This is a genomic window from Ensifer sp. VA4 (assembly GCF_055710065.1).
Window position 1 is genome coordinate 33,533 of sequence record NZ_JBVQPO010000002.1, and the last position, 13,307, is coordinate 46,839.

Consider the following 13,307-nt stretch of genomic DNA (forward strand, 5'->3'; position numbering starts at 1 on the left):
AGCGATCAGACGACGGTCCAATGGAGCGGGAACATCGGATCGAACACGGTAACCAGACCGGCGCCGGTCTCGATCTTCTTCGGGTAGGTGACGGCGTCAGCCTGTTTGCGCAGCGTGATCGTTTCGTCGTTGACCGGCAGGCCATACCAGGCAGGACCGTTCAGCGAGGCAAAGGCTTCGAGCTTGTCGAGCGCGCCCTCCTCCTCGAACACATGCGCCAGGCAGCTCATGGTGTTGATCGAGGTGTAGATGCCGGCGCAGCCGCAGGCGCATTCCTTCAGCGGGTCGACATGCGGTGCGGAGTCGGTGCCGAGGAAGAAGCGCTTGTCGCCGGAGACCGCGGCGGCGCGCAGTGCCAGGCGGTGGTTTTCGCGCTTGGCGACCGGCAGGCAGTAGTAGTGCGGCTTGATCCCGCCGACGAGGATGGCGTTGCGGTTGATGATCAGGTGGTGGGTGGTGATCGAGCCGGCGAGGTTCGCCTTCGATGCCTTGATGTAATCGATGCCGTCCTTGGTGGTGACGTGCTCCATCGTCACCTTCAGTTCCGGCAGCCGCTTGCGCAGCGGATCAAGTACGGTCTCGATGAACACGGCCTCGCGGTCGAAGATATCGACATCGGATGTCGTGACCTCGCCGTGCACGCAGAGCGGCACGCCGATCTTCGCCATGCGCTCCAGCACCGGCATCGCCTTGTCGATGTTGCGAACGCCGCTGTGCGAGTTCGTCGTGGCACCGGCGGGGTAGAGCTTGACCGCCTTGACGAGGCCGCTCTTGTGGCCGGCCTCGACGTCGTCGGGATCCGTGCCTTCGGTGAGATAGAGCGTCATCAGCGGCTCGAACCGGTCGCCCGCGGGAAGCGCGGCCAGGATGCGCTCGCGATAGGCCGCGGCATCCGCGGCCGTCACGACTGGCGGCACCAGGTTGGGCATGATGATCGCGCGGGCGAAATGGCGGCTTGTATCGGCGATGACGCCCTTCAGCATGTCGCCATCTCGCAGGTGAAGGTGCCAATCATCCGGGCGGCGGATAACGAGGTCTTGCATGGTCAGCGTTCTCCTAGGTCAGAGCAGGCGCAGACGGAAAACCGCCGCTCCAGGCTCGCGCCCGATCCACGCGCGCAGCTTTGCAGCCGGCAGGTGCGGGTCGCGGGCGGTTACTCATGTGGTGGAACCGCGTCTCGATATCACCAATGCGCCCGGAAACACAATCCGCAATCCGACCATCGCTCAGAAATCCGTCAGCACCAGATCCGCAGGCCGCTGACGGTCGACCACGCGATGCGCGTTCGGGATGTCGTTGCCTAGGGCTTTGCGCTTCGCCGCCTCCTCATCATAGCCGTGATCGTACCAACGCTTCAAAAGCCGTCGCTCCAATTCCTCGATGCCGGGATTGATGAAGATCGAGAAATCGAAGGCATTTTCAAGCCGGTTCCACGGCGCCTCGTCGAGCAGCAGATAGTTGCCCTCCACCAGGATGATGCGCGTCGCCGGCGCAACGATCCGGGCGGAAGCGATCGCGATCTCGCGCGAGCGGTCGAAGACCGGAACCAGCACTTCGCCGTCATTGGCGCGGACCGCCGCAATCGTCGACAGGAAGGCCCTGACATCGAAGGTTTCCGGCGCGCCCTTGCGGGGGAGCAGGCCCTTTTCCTCCAGGACCGCATTGTCCATGTGGAAGCCGTCCATCGGCAGCACGGCCGCCTTCTCGCCGCCGGCAACCAGGGTCTCGGCGAGCGCGTCCGAAAGCGTCGACTTACCGGCCCCGGGCGGGCCGGCAATGGCGACGACGAAACGGGCGGCGCCGGCCGCCCGTTTCAGGATCTCGTTTGCGACCGGCTGGACGTTCATGCCGCCAGCGCCTCGCGCGGCGGCTCCTTCGCCCCGGTCATGAAGGCGACCGCATCCGACATCGTATGCTCCTTCGGATTGATGACGCAGAGCCGCTTGCCGAGGCGGTGGACATGGATGCGGTCTGCCACTTCGAACACATGCGGCATGTTGTGCGAAATCAGCACGATCGGCAGGCCGCGGGCGCGCACGTCGAGGATCAGTTCCAGCACCCGCCGGCTTTCCTTGACGCCGAGCGCTGCAGTCGGCTCGTCCATGATCACCACCTTGGATCCGAAGGCGGCGGCGCGGGCCACGGCAACGCCCTGGCGCTGGCCACCGGAGAGCGTTTCCACCGCCTGGTTGATGTTCTGGATGGTCATCAGCCCGAGCTCGGAAAGCTTTGCCCGCGCCATCTTTTCCATCGCCGAGCGGTCGAGCGTGCGGAACAGCTTGCCCATGATGCCGGGTTTGCGGATCTCGCGGCCGAGGAACATGTTGTCGGCGATCGACAACGCCGGCGACAGCGCCAGGTTCTGGTAGACGGTCTCGATGCCGGCGGCGCGCGCATCCATCGGCGAGCGGAAGTGCACCGTCTGTCCCTCGAGCTTGATTTCGCCTTCGTCGGGCGTGATCGCGCCGGAGATGGCCTTGATCATCGAGGACTTGCCGGCGCCGTTGTCGCCGATCACGGCGAGGATTTCGCCGGGGTAAAGATCGAAGTCGGCATGGTCGAGAGCGGTAACGCGACCGTAACGCTTGACGAGACCGCGGGCGGTGAGAATGGGTTCCTGTGTCATCACGCAGCTACCTTTCTGATCCACTGGTCGATGGCGACGGCGGAGATGATCAGCACGCCGGTGAGGAAGACCTTCCATTGCGGGTCCGCGCCCATCATGTTGAGGCCCATGGAGACGACGCCGACGATCATCGCGCCGATCAGCGTGCCGAGGATCGAGCCGCGGCCGCCGAAGAGCGAGATGCCGCCGATCACCGCAGCGGTGATGGCCTGGAGGTTGTAGTCGGTGACTGCGGCGGACGGCGAGATCGAGCCGTTGCGGCCGATCGAAACCCAGGCCGCGAGTGCGGCGATCAGGCCCGCCAGCGTATAGGCACTGAGCAGCACGCGGCCGGTGCGGATACCCGAGAGTTTCGCCGCTTCCGGATCGTCGCCGACGGCATAGAGGTGGCGGCCCCAGGCGGTATGGTTCAGGGCGTACCAGAGGCCGAAGACGAGGGCGACCATGGTGATGACGCCGAGCGTCAGCACCGCGGAACCAACCTTGAAGCTGACCCCGAAGACATGCAGCATCTGGGTGACGGCGGCGACGTCGGCCTCGCGGATCGTCTCGTTCGCCGAGTAGATGAAGTTCGTCGACATGATCACGTACCAGGTGCCGAGCGTGACGATGAAGGGCGGCAGCTTGAGACGCGAGACGAGGAGGCCGTTCAGGAAGCCACAGGCGCTGCCGACGCCGAGGCCGATCAGGATCGCGAGCGGTGCCGGAAGCCCGTAGGTCACCGCACAATTGCCCATGATGACGGCCGAAAGCACCATGATCACGCCGATCGAAAGATCGATGCCGGCCGTCAGGATCACCAGGGTCTGCGCCGCGCCGAGGATGCCGACGATGGCGATCTGCTGCAGGATGAGGGTCAGCGTGTAGGACGAGAAGAACTTCCCGCCGATGGCAATACCGAAGATCAGGATCGCAGCGACCAGCACGATGAACGGCACGGCGGCCGGGGTCGAATGCAGGAAATGCTGGATCTTCTGGATCGCGGTCTTGTCATGCGTGTCGAATGACGCGACCTGCGTCGAACTGTTGACCAGGACTTTTTCGAATTCCTGGGATGGCTGTGCGGCTGTGTTGGGCTCGCCCATGGACCTTCCTCCCGTGAACCCCGCTTCCCAAGGGGTTGAGATCAAAAGTATTACAGCGACTTTTCACACGTCCGAACCGGTGCGTGGCGCTGTGGCGCGTGGCCCGCCCATCAACGTCGCGGGCATTTGCACGCTCGCAAGAAGCTGCGCGGTTTTCATCGCCTTGTCAAAGACATCGGCGCTTACGCGAAGGGCGGCCGGGGCCGCCCTTCCGTTGCTGGCTCATGCGTCCGAAGAGCGGAGGCGATCAGCCCCAGCACTTCTCCGTGCCGACCTTGGTGTCGATCGATTCGACGCCGGCAGCCGGCTTGTCGGTAACGAGCGAAACGCCGGTGTCGAAGAAGTCCTTGCCTTCGGTCGGCTTCGGCTTCTCGCCGGTATCGGCGAACTTCTTGATCGCCTCGATGCCGAGTGCGGCCATCATCAGCGGGTACTGCTGCGAGGTGGCACCGATGACGCCTTCGGCGACCGACTTGACGCCCGGGCAACCGCCGTCGACCGAGACGATCAGCACGTCCTTTTCCTTGCCGACGGCCTTCAGCGCCTGATAGGCGCCGACGGCGGCCGGCTCGTTGATCGTGTGGATCACGTTGATGTCGGGATCCTTCTGCAGAAGGTTTTCCATCGCCTTGCGGCCACCTTCTTCGTTGCCGTTGGTGACGTCATGGCCGACGATGCGCGAATCGTCTTCATCGCCGATCTTGTTCGGATCCTTCGGGTCGATGCCGAAGCCCATCATGAAGCCCTGGTCGCGCAGAACGTCGACGGTCGGCTGCGAGGGCGTCAGGTCGAGGAAGCCGACTTTCGCGGACTTCGCACCATCACCCATGGTGGCGGCGGCCCACTGGCCGATCAGCTTGCCGGCGAGCAGGTTGTCGGTGGCAAAGGTTGCATCGGCGGCAGTCGCCGGATCCAAGGGCGTGTCGAGCGCGATCACCAGAAGACCGGCGTCCTGCGCCTTCTTCACCTGGTCGACGATCGCCTTAGTGTCGGAAGCAGCAATCAGGATACCCTTGGCGCCATCGGCGATGCAGGATTCGATCGCAGCCACCTGGCTGTCATGGTCGCCGTCGATCTTGCCGGCATAGGCCTTCAGCGTCACGCCAAGTTCCTTGGCCTTGGCGGTCGCGCCTTCCTTCATCTTGACGAAGAACGGGTTGGTGTCGGTCTTGGTAATCAGGCAGGCGCCGACATCGGCAGCCTCGGCCGGCGCGGCAAAGACGACTCCGAGCGACAGCGCGCCGAAGGCAGCAGAAAGAATGGTCTTCTTCATGAAATCCTCCCAAGGATTGAAAAATCGTGCCGGCGGACCGGCCCAGGCCACGCCGACGCAGCATTCTCCTCCGCTGCAATTGGCGCTTCCGAGACAAAAACAAACACTAATTTTCTGGGGTGTCAATAAATAAATCAAATTGAATTATTATTTCGATGTGTCATTCTTTGGAGTGACGACGCTCCGCTGGAGGATTGGAGCGACCATCAAATTGACAGAGCCGCGACAAGTGGAAACAACAGACCTGCGCCAAGCGGGCACCAGAGCGGGGATGAGGAAAAGTGTTTACGGTTTTCCGCTCGCACCTCGCTCTAACATATGAAAATCGATGCCAACGGGAGGAGACGGTGGCATGTCACTGACAGACGGTCCCGATCGTGGACCGACGCAACCTGAAGTCATCGACCCGAGCGGCGGCGCTAATCAAACGCGCGTTCGCGCTTACAACGAGCGCCTGGTGATGTCGCTGGTCAGGCGTCACGGCGGCCTCTCCAAAGCCGACATCGCCCGGCGTTCCGGTCTTTCGGCGCAGACCGTTTCGGTGATCATGCGCGCCCTTGAAAGCGATGGCCTGCTGATCAAGGGCGACCCGGTGCGCGGCAAGGTCGGACAACCCTCGACGCCGATGCGTCTCAATCCTGACGCGGTCTTTTCCTTCGGCGTAAAAATCGGCCGGCGCAGCGCCGATCTCGTGCTGATGGATTTCGTCGGCACCATCCGGTTGCATCTGCACCATGTGCATGCCTATCCATTGCCGGGCGATCTCGTCGACTTCATCGTTTCAGGCATGGCGAAGCTTGAACAGCAGCTCAACCCCGACCAGCGCAAGCGCATCGCCGGCATCGGAATCGCGACACCCTTCGAGCTCTGGAACTGGGCGGAAGAAGTTGGGGCACCGCCCGAAGAAATGGACAAGTGGCGTGACGTCGATTTGCAGGCAGCGGTCGCGGCGCGCACGACTTATCCGGTCTTCCTGCAGAACGACGGCACCAGCGCCTGCGGCGCCGAACTCGCCTTCGGCGTCGGCGCCAGCTATCCGGATTTCGTCTATTTCTACATCGGCTCGTTCATCGGCGGCGGCATCGTCCTCAACTCGGCGCTGTTTTCGGGCCGGACCGGCACCGCCGGCGCCGTGGGACCGCTACCGGTCTCGGGCAAGGACGGCAAGACCATTCAGCTCCTCAAGATCGCCTCGGTCTTCGTGCTCGAGAACCTGCTGCGCGAACGCGGCGTCGATCCGAGGCCGCTCTGGTACTCGGCCGACGACTGGATCGACTTCGGCGAGCCGCTCGACATCTGGATCGACGACTGCGGGGCGGCGCTCGCCCAGGCGGTCGTGTCCGCCGTCTCGATTATCGACTTCTCCGCCGTCGTAATCGACGGCGGCTTCCCGCCCTGGGTCCGGACCAGGTTGCTCGCCGCCACGCGCAAGGCACTCTACGAGCTCGACCTTCAGGGCGTGACCATTCCGGAGCTGGTGGAGGGCCTGGTCGGCAGCCATGCACGCGCCATCGGTGGCGCCAGCCTGCCGCTCTTCTCCCGTTACCTGCTCGACACCAACGTCCTCTTCAAGGAGCTCAGCTAATGCTGAAAGGAATAAACCCGATCCTCAGTCCCGAGTTGCTCGCAACGCTCCGGGCGATGGGACACGGCGATGAAATCGCCCTGGTCGACGGCAACTATCCGGGCCAGGAACATGCGCGCCGCCTGGTCCGCCTCGACGGGCACCCGCTGATCCCGGTGCTCGATGCCATCCTCAGCGTTTTGCCGATCGACGATTTCGTTCCGGAGGCAATCTTCCGCGCCACGGTCAAGCAGGACAAGGACGCGCTCGACCCGGTGCACCGCGAGATCATCGAATGCTGCAGCCGACACGAGCCGGACCGCCAAGTCGTTCCCTTGCTCGGCGCAGATTTCTATCCGCGGGTCAGGGCGGCCCATACGGTGGTCCAGACCAGCGAGCCCCGGCTTTACGGCAACGTCATCCTGCGCAAGGGCGTGATCTACCCCTGAAACGCGAAAAGCCCGCCGGCGACCGACGGGCTTTCTGTCATTGCAGTGATGCTCGCTATCAGGCGCCGCGCTTGTCGATCGACAGAGCGCCCGGGCCGAAGGCTGCGAGCACGAGGAAACCGCCGGCGATCGCGATGTTCTTCATCATCATCAGGCCGTTGAAGACGGTCAGCAGGCCGTTGGCTTCCGGCGGGAAAGTCGGGATGTTGATCGCGCCGCTGTGGAAGGCGAAGGCCGTGACCAGGCTGAAGGCCGCCAGCAGATAGGCGGCAATCTTCGTCTGGAAGCCGACGAGAACGGCGAGACCGGATACCAGCTCGAAGAGGCCAGCGAGGTAAGCGAGTGCGGTCGGTGCCGGCCAGCCGGCGCCGGTGATCATCTGGGCCGTACCCGACGGATCCATCAGCTTGCTGAAACCGGACATGATGAACATGATAGAGAGCAGGACGCGTCCAACGAGGACGACAACATTCTGAGGCATGCGAGGCTCCTGTGAGAAACGGGTGTTGGCAACAGAAGTATCAGCATTTTCAAATTCATCTAGCCGCTCCGCGGGCGACAGATCGTTCACGAAAATGAAACGACCAGCCGGCATCGTCAACCTTCGAGCCCGGCATTCTCTCGTTTATCCGCGGGCGAACTAGGAACTACATAGTCGGCGTATCGTTCTTTTCTATTGCAAGGACGAAGCGGCTGGGCGAAGAATTTCGGCGCGGCAGGGGACGCCGCGCGCGGGGTCATGTCATGAACGAAATCAACCGGAGCCCGACATTCTGGCGCTCGTTTCCGATCTTTGAAGAGTTCGACAAGAGTACCATTGCCGAACTCGCCGACATCGCGACCTACAGGAAGTGGCCGGCCGGCACGGTCATCTTCCAGCGTGGCGACGAAGGCAACTACATGATCGTCGTCATCTCCGGACGCATCAAGCTTTCGCTGATCACTCCACAGGGCCGCGAACTGATGCTGCGCCAACACGAAGCCGGCGCGATCTTCGGCGAGATGGCGGTGCTTGACGGTCAGGCCCGCTCCGCCGATGCCACGGCGATGACCGCCTCCGAGGGCTACGTGATCGGCAAGAAGGCCTTTCTCGATATCGTCACCAATCGGCCGGAGGCCGCCGAGGCCGTCATCCGCTTCCTCTGCGCGCAATTGCGCGACACGACGGAACGGCTGGAGACCATCGCGCTCTACGATCTCAACGCCCGCGTCGCGCGCTTCTTCCTCGCCACGCTCCGACAGATCCATGGCAACGAATTGCCGGAAAGCGCCAATCTCCGGCTGACCATGAGCCAGACGGACATCGCCGGTGTGCTCGGCGCGAGCCGGCCGAAGGTCAACCGCGCCATCCAATGGCTGGAGGAAAGCGGCGCGATCAAGCGGAGCGACGGCATCATCGCCTGCAAAGTCGGTCGCCTGCAGAGCATTGCCGATCCGGAGGAGGACTAGACCGCATGGCCGCCGAGCCGCGCCGGCAATTCCGCCTCACTCCGCTTGCCGGCGGGTTCCTGACGAGCTTGCTGGTTGCCGTCGCCCTCTATCTTTTTGCCGAACCGGTGTTCGAAACGCAGCGCGAGCTGTTCTTCGACAACCTGACACAATGGATTCCCGCGCCGCAGTCGCCTGACATCGTTGTCGTCGACATCGACCGCCAGGCCAACCAATCGCGCCCCTGGGACCGGACGGCAACCGCCGAGCTTCTGTCGCGGCTTGCGACGGCCGGCGCCAAGGCCGTGGCGGTCGACTTCGTCTTCAGCGCCAATTGCAACACGGCCGGCGATGGCAATGCGGACCTCGCTTCCGCGCTTGGAGGCGTCCCCGTCGTTCTCGGCTTTCTGATCGCCGATACGGTCCAGGAGCGGCCGCGGCCGGTACCGCCGCTGGCATTGAGCCGGCCCTTTACCCCGCCCGAGCTCTGGTTCCTCGACGGCGCCGAAACCTCCTGTGCCGCGTTCATGGACCGTGCGAAAGCGGCAGCGGTTTCGTTTCTCGTTGGTGACGAAGACGCGCGGATCCGCCGCGTGCAGGCCTATGCCATCCTCGGCAACGACGCCTTTCCGACATTGGCGATCGAAGCGACACGGCTGATGCGCGGAGCCGGCACGCCGATCCTCGGTGGCGAGCCCGCCTGGCTGCGCATCGACGGGCAGGTGATCGCGCTCGACGAAACCGGCAGCCTGCGCTTCGCCGCAAGCGCCGCGGACCGGCTCGCCGCCCGCACCGTTTCCGCCGCCGACGTGTTGTCCGGCAAGGCGGCACCGGACCGCTTCGCCGGCAAGCTCGTGCTCATCGGCAGCAGCCTGCCGAACCTCGGGGGCTTGCGACCGAGCGCCTCGATGCCGCTCGAACCCTCGGTGCAGATCCACGCGGATATCGCCAACGCGATCCTGACGGGCTTCATACCGAAGCGCGGTGATCGACTTCCGCCCGCCGAGGCCGGCGTCGCGTTTCTCGCCAGCCTCGCCGTTGCCTTCGCCGCCGCTCGCCTTCGGCCGCTGGTATCGGCAGCCCTTGGCCTCGGTGCGGTCGCCGCCGTCGTCGCGGCGGCGGCGGTCATCTATGGCGCCAGCGGCTGGCTAATCGATGCGGTCGGCATTTCGGTCGCCCTCGCCGTCGTTCTGGCGGTGACGAGCGTCCTGCAATTTGCTCGGGTGCGGCGAGCCGAAGCGGCGGCGCGGCAGAAATTCTCGCAATACCTGCCGCAATCGGTCGTCGCCCGCTACATCGACAATCCCGGGCTTGCACGGGTCGCCGGCGAGGAACGGCAGGTGACGGCGCTCTTCACCGATATCGAGAGCTTTTCCTCCCTGTCGCAGAGGCTGAAGCCGCGGGACCTCATTGCCTTGCTCGACATCTACTTTGCCGAGGTCAATGCGCTGGTGGCGGCGCATGGCGGCATGGTTGACAAGGTGGTGGGCGATGCGGTGCACGCGTTTTTCAATGCGCCCGAGGATCTCCCCGAACATGTCGACCGGGCCATCGATTGCGCCAAGGCGATCCACGCACTGACGGAAGAGATGCGCCGGCGTCCGCAGTTCGCGGCCAACTCTTTCGGCAGGACCCGGATCGGCGTCGAGACCGGACCGGCCGTTGTCGGCGAAGTCGGCGCCGGCGGCAAGCTCGACTACACGGCCCATGGCGATGCGATCAATCTGGCCGCGCGCCTGCAGGAGGCGAACAAATTCCTCGGCACCGCTATCTGCGTCGGGCCCGGTGCCGCAGCAGAAAGCAGGCGGCCGCTTCGTCCCCTCGGCAGCCACGAGATTCGCGGCTTTTCGACGATGGAATTGTTCACGGTCGCGGACTGAGGCGACCGCTGATCGCGCGTCTCAGAACGGCTCCGGGAATAGCGAACCGGTTTTCGGGATAGCGTCAACTCAACGTGTCAGGCCGACGCTGGCATAGGCTTCCTTGATACGCGGCTCGCCCCAGTTGACGGGCTCGCTCGGCGCTTCTCCGCGGCGATGAAACTCGACCCCCTGCCCCGCTGCGACGATCCGGGTCACGCCGCCACGCGCGACCGAAACGCTTCCGTGTTCGACGAAGACGGCAAATGCGGCTCGGCTCGGTCCGCAGAAGAATTTGGTGCCGCGCACACCGATCATGCCGAAGGCCGTGCGGACCGCAACATCGACCTTCGGCAGCCCCTCGGGCCGATCGAAGACCATGCGCCCTGTTCCGAGTTCGAGCGTACCACCCTGACCGGCGATGAAGCTATCGACGAGCAGCTCGGTCTCGGCGCCGAGCAGCACGCGCGTGTCTGTGCCGAGGTGCAAGGTCGCGTAGCTCTCGGCACCCGTGTGCACGCGGTCGTTCTCGTAAAGCTGGCTACCGACCGCCAGCGGGTCGTCCTTTTCCGCCTGCTTCCGTCGCACGTCGCCGCGAACCTCCGTTGCCTCGCCAAGTGACGGGCCTGCCCAGGAGGGGGCGACGCCGCCGCCGGCCGCCGTCAGCAACAGGCCACCAACGACAACGCGTCGGCTCACCAGCATCTTGCGCATCGGCGCTGCCCGGTTTTCCATTGCCCCTCTCCCGTTTGAGCGTTGCGATATTCGAGGATAGCCCCGGCATTTCCGGATGCAAGCCGGCTCGCGCGCGGTCTCTCGATGATCGTCCGGCAGTTCGCCAGAGCTTTCGTTGTCGGGCTGTTACCCCCGGAACAGCCCGACCCGACAGGCGCGGATAAGTTCGCCGTCAAGAGAAGGGAGAGCCCTCATGGAAAAGCGCAGCACATCGGGTACCGGCATCATCAACGCACTGCTGCTGGCGGTCGTCAGCCTGCTGGCTGTCGCCGCGATCGCGCTTCCGTCGGCGCGTGCTGGCGAGCTCTCCGCCGCCGACGTCTGCGACCGCGAGGCCGGCAGCATCTTCGACCTGCAGCGCAATCAGGCCTTCCCGGCCGTTGCCACCGAGGACATCAGGATCGGCGTAGCGCTTTCGGCCTGCCGCGAGGCCTATAACCAGAAGAGCGGCGCTCGCGCCGAATTCCAACTGGCCCGCGTACTTGACAAGGCCGGCCAGAAGGCCCAGTCACTACGTATTCTCCGCGAGGCCGCCGAACACGGCCACGCGCTGGCGATGACCAACTATGCCGTTCTCCTGGGCGAGCAGGGCGACACGACCGCCGAATTCGCGCTGAACCAGAAGGCCGCTGCCGCCGGCAATATTCTCGCCGCCTACAATCTCGGCGTTTCCTATCGTGACGGCATGGGCACGCCGGTCAACGGCAAGCTGGCGATCGAGTGGTTCGAACGGGCATCGCTCGCCGGCGATGACGTCGCCGCCTTCAACCTCGCGGTCATGCTGGACGAAGGCAAGCTGGTGCCGGAAGACAACGGCAAGGCCGCCAAATTCTACCGGTTGGCGGCCGACCGCGGCAATGTCGATGCCATGGTCAATCTCGGCCTGATGCTCGAGAACGGCGAAGGGATCGCCAAGGACATTCCGGCAGCCCGCAACATCTTCCGCAAGGCTGCCAACGAAGGCGACACGTTTGCCGAACGGAAGCTTGCGGAGCTCGACGGCAACGACGCCTTCCAGACCGCCATGCTCGGCAAGACCAGCCGCATCAAGTAATCCAACACGCCTCCCAAGGGCCACGTGGGCCGGAGACATCAAGGTCTTCGGCCCGCGTTTTCGTTTGGCATGACGCAATTCCTGACGGAAAACCGCTTCGCACTTTTCCTGGAATTGGCTTTCCAGTGCCCGCAATTCCGGACGGAAAACCGCTTCGCACTTTTCCTGGAAATTGCTTTAGCGGATCTCGCCGGCCTGCGGTCCCCAGGTATCGGTGAGCGCAAAGCCGTCGGCCAGCGGATCGAACGGATCGAGCGCCACCTGATGCAGGCCGAAGGTCCAGCCGCGGCCGGCAATCGTCGGGATGATCGCTTCGCGGCCGGCAACGGTCGTGACACCTTCGAGGCCCACCTCAAATTCCGAGCCGATGATCGAGCGCGACTTCAGGACGTCGCCGACCTTGACCTTGCCGCGCGCATGCAGCGTCGCGAGGTTGGCAGAGCTGCCCGTGCCGCAGGGCGAGCGGTCGACGCGGCCCGGCCACATGGTGGTGCAGGTGCGGATCGTGCCGTCGGGCTCGACATCGCGGAACATCACATAGGCGACGCCCTTGATCTCAGGGATTTCCGGATGGACGACGGGGATCGTGCGGTTGACGATATCCTTCAGGATCATGCCGGCCTCGACGATCTCGCGGGCGTTCGCCTTGTCGATCGTGGTGCCGATCTGGCCAACATCGACCAGCGCGTAGAAGATGCCGCCGTAGCAGAGATCGAGCTTGATCTTGCCCCATTTCGGCGTGTCGACCTCGACGTCGAGCTCATGCACGAAGGACGGAACCATCGTCAGCTTCACCTTCTCGCAGCGGCCGTCGCGGCAGGTCGCGGTTGCCTTGACGAGGCCGGAGGCCGTGTCGAGCATTACCACCGTCTCCGGCTCCTTCATCTCGATGATGCCGGATTCGAGCAGGGCGGTGGTGACGCAGATCGAATTCGAGCCGGACATGGCGTGCGCCTGGTCGGCCTGGAGAATGATGAAACCGGCATCGGCTTCCGGTCGCTTCGGCGGCACCAGCAGGTTGACCGAGCCGATCGAGCCGGAGCGCGGCTCGAGGCAGAGGAACCGGCGCAGGCTGTCGTCCACGGTGTTGATGTGGTTGAGCTGCTCGGCGATCGAGTTTCCGGGGATCTTCGGCACGCCGCCGATCGCGACCTTGCCGATCTCACCCTCGCAATGAACGTCCAGCAACTGGATCGTGCGCTTCCACCGCATGCCGTTTCTCCAACTCGCTTGT

The 13,307-nt window shown here is 64.1% G+C and carries 13 protein-coding genes and 1 pseudogene; 6 read left to right on the forward strand and 8 right to left on the reverse strand.

Features of this window, described 5'->3' with window-relative positions; genetic code table 11:
• Positions 1 to 5: 5 nt before the first annotated feature.
• The 5 genes from pyrC to AC0C6X_RS03135 form a co-directional block, all read right to left on the reverse strand.
• Positions 6 to 1,043: a dihydroorotase gene (gene pyrC, locus AC0C6X_RS03115; protein WP_173515419.1), complete on the reverse strand. Its 1,038-nt coding sequence runs from the start codon at positions 1,041 to 1,043 to the stop codon at positions 6 to 8.
• 183 nt (positions 1,044 to 1,226) lie between these two features.
• Positions 1,227 to 1,847 (reverse strand): nucleoside triphosphate hydrolase, encoded by a 621-nt coding sequence (locus AC0C6X_RS03120; protein ID WP_472951899.1) that lies wholly within the window; start codon positions 1,845 to 1,847, stop codon positions 1,227 to 1,229.
• The gene (locus tag AC0C6X_RS03125; protein WP_173515417.1) at positions 1,844 to 2,626 is read right to left on the reverse strand and encodes an ATP-binding cassette domain-containing protein; all 783 of its coding nucleotides are present in this window, start codon (positions 2,624 to 2,626) and stop codon (positions 1,844 to 1,846) included. The genes AC0C6X_RS03120 and AC0C6X_RS03125 overlap by 4 nt, the downstream gene beginning before the upstream one ends.
• Positions 2,626 to 3,711: an ABC transporter permease gene (locus AC0C6X_RS03130; protein WP_247958181.1), complete on the reverse strand. Its 1,086-nt coding sequence runs from the start codon at positions 3,709 to 3,711 to the stop codon at positions 2,626 to 2,628. The genes AC0C6X_RS03125 and AC0C6X_RS03130 overlap by 1 nt, the downstream gene beginning before the upstream one ends.
• Before the next feature lie 247 nt (positions 3,712 to 3,958).
• Positions 3,959 to 4,984, reverse strand: a complete 1,026-nt coding sequence (locus AC0C6X_RS03135; RefSeq protein WP_173515415.1) for a sugar ABC transporter substrate-binding protein — start codon at positions 4,982 to 4,984, stop codon at positions 3,959 to 3,961.
• Positions 4,985 to 5,336: 352 nt separating this feature from the next.
• Between AC0C6X_RS03135 and AC0C6X_RS03140 the strand changes: the two genes are divergently transcribed.
• Both AC0C6X_RS03140 and AC0C6X_RS03145 read left to right on the forward strand, forming a co-directional pair.
• Complete coding sequence (locus tag AC0C6X_RS03140; RefSeq protein WP_173515414.1) at positions 5,337 to 6,569, forward strand: ROK family transcriptional regulator; 1,233 nt, start codon at positions 5,337 to 5,339, stop codon at positions 6,567 to 6,569.
• Positions 6,569 to 6,997, forward strand: a complete 429-nt coding sequence (locus AC0C6X_RS03145) for an RbsD/FucU family protein (RefSeq protein WP_173515413.1) — start codon at positions 6,569 to 6,571, stop codon at positions 6,995 to 6,997. The genes AC0C6X_RS03140 and AC0C6X_RS03145 overlap by 1 nt, the downstream gene beginning before the upstream one ends.
• Before the next feature lie 58 nt (positions 6,998 to 7,055).
• On the opposite strand, the gene AC0C6X_RS03150 is transcribed toward AC0C6X_RS03145, so the two are convergent.
• Complete coding sequence (locus tag AC0C6X_RS03150) at positions 7,056 to 7,478, reverse strand: DoxX family protein (RefSeq protein WP_246304254.1); 423 nt, start codon at positions 7,476 to 7,478, stop codon at positions 7,056 to 7,058.
• Between the two features lie 263 nt (positions 7,479 to 7,741).
• Here AC0C6X_RS03150 and AC0C6X_RS03155 point away from each other — a divergent pair, with 263 nt between their 5' ends.
• Positions 7,742 to 8,446: a Crp/Fnr family transcriptional regulator gene (locus AC0C6X_RS03155; RefSeq protein ID WP_173515411.1), complete on the forward strand. Its 705-nt coding sequence runs from the start codon at positions 7,742 to 7,744 to the stop codon at positions 8,444 to 8,446.
• A 5-nt stretch (positions 8,447 to 8,451) separates the two neighbouring features.
• Positions 8,452 to 10,305 carry a CHASE2 domain-containing protein gene (locus AC0C6X_RS03160; protein ID WP_472951900.1) on the forward strand — a complete coding sequence of 618 codons (1,854 nt, stop codon included), beginning with the start codon at positions 8,452 to 8,454 and terminating at the stop codon, positions 10,303 to 10,305.
• 69 nt (positions 10,306 to 10,374) lie between these two features.
• On the opposite strand, the gene AC0C6X_RS03165 is transcribed toward AC0C6X_RS03160, so the two are convergent.
• Positions 10,375 to 10,998, reverse strand: coding sequence for a FecR family protein (locus tag AC0C6X_RS03165; protein ID WP_349508008.1), 624 nt, complete (start codon positions 10,996 to 10,998; stop codon positions 10,375 to 10,377).
• Positions 10,999 to 11,212: 214 nt separating this feature from the next.
• On the opposite strand from AC0C6X_RS03165, the pseudogene AC0C6X_RS03170 reads away from it, so the two are divergent.
• Both AC0C6X_RS03170 and AC0C6X_RS03175 read left to right on the forward strand, forming a co-directional pair.
• A pseudogene (locus tag AC0C6X_RS03170) lies at positions 11,213 to 11,758 on the forward strand (SEL1-like repeat protein); the annotation flags it as partial.
• The gene (locus AC0C6X_RS03175) at positions 11,735 to 12,073 is read left to right on the forward strand and encodes a tetratricopeptide repeat protein (RefSeq protein ID WP_349508009.1); all 339 of its coding nucleotides are present in this window, start codon (positions 11,735 to 11,737) and stop codon (positions 12,071 to 12,073) included. The pseudogene AC0C6X_RS03170 and the gene AC0C6X_RS03175, both read left to right, overlap by 24 nt.
• A 177-nt stretch (positions 12,074 to 12,250) precedes the next feature.
• Here the strand turns inward: AC0C6X_RS03175 and AC0C6X_RS03180 are convergent, their stop codons facing one another.
• Complete coding sequence (locus tag AC0C6X_RS03180; protein ID WP_223726310.1) at positions 12,251 to 13,285, reverse strand: proline racemase family protein; 1,035 nt, start codon at positions 13,283 to 13,285, stop codon at positions 12,251 to 12,253.
• Between the last annotated feature and the right edge of the window lie 22 nt (positions 13,286 to 13,307).

Coding starts and splice junctions, on each gene's coding strand:
- pyrC (WP_173515419.1), bottom strand. CDS start 1,043: ATGCAAGACCTCGTTATCCGCCGCCCGGATGATTGGCACCTTCACCTG.
- AC0C6X_RS03120 (WP_472951899.1), bottom strand. CDS start 1,847: ATGAACGTCCAGCCGGTCGCAAACGAGATCCTGAAACGGGCGGCCGGC.
- AC0C6X_RS03125 (WP_173515417.1), bottom strand. CDS start 2,626: ATGACACAGGAACCCATTCTCACCGCCCGCGGTCTCGTCAAGCGTTAC.
- AC0C6X_RS03130 (WP_247958181.1), bottom strand. CDS start 3,711: ATGGGCGAGCCCAACACAGCCGCACAGCCATCCCAGGAATTCGAAAAA.
- AC0C6X_RS03135 (WP_173515415.1), bottom strand. CDS start 4,984: ATGAAGAAGACCATTCTTTCTGCTGCCTTCGGCGCGCTGTCGCTCGGA.
- AC0C6X_RS03140 (WP_173515414.1), top strand. CDS start 5,337: ATGTCACTGACAGACGGTCCCGATCGTGGACCGACGCAACCTGAAGTC.
- AC0C6X_RS03145 (WP_173515413.1), top strand. CDS start 6,569: ATGCTGAAAGGAATAAACCCGATCCTCAGTCCCGAGTTGCTCGCAACG.
- AC0C6X_RS03150 (WP_246304254.1), bottom strand. CDS start 7,478: ATGCCTCAGAATGTTGTCGTCCTCGTTGGACGCGTCCTGCTCTCTATC.
- AC0C6X_RS03155 (WP_173515411.1), top strand. CDS start 7,742: ATGAACGAAATCAACCGGAGCCCGACATTCTGGCGCTCGTTTCCGATC.
- AC0C6X_RS03160 (WP_472951900.1), top strand. CDS start 8,452: ATGGCCGCCGAGCCGCGCCGGCAATTCCGCCTCACTCCGCTTGCCGGC.
- AC0C6X_RS03165 (WP_349508008.1), bottom strand. CDS start 10,998: ATGCGCAAGATGCTGGTGAGCCGACGCGTTGTCGTTGGTGGCCTGTTG.
- AC0C6X_RS03180 (WP_223726310.1), bottom strand. CDS start 13,285: ATGCGGTGGAAGCGCACGATCCAGTTGCTGGACGTTCATTGCGAGGGT.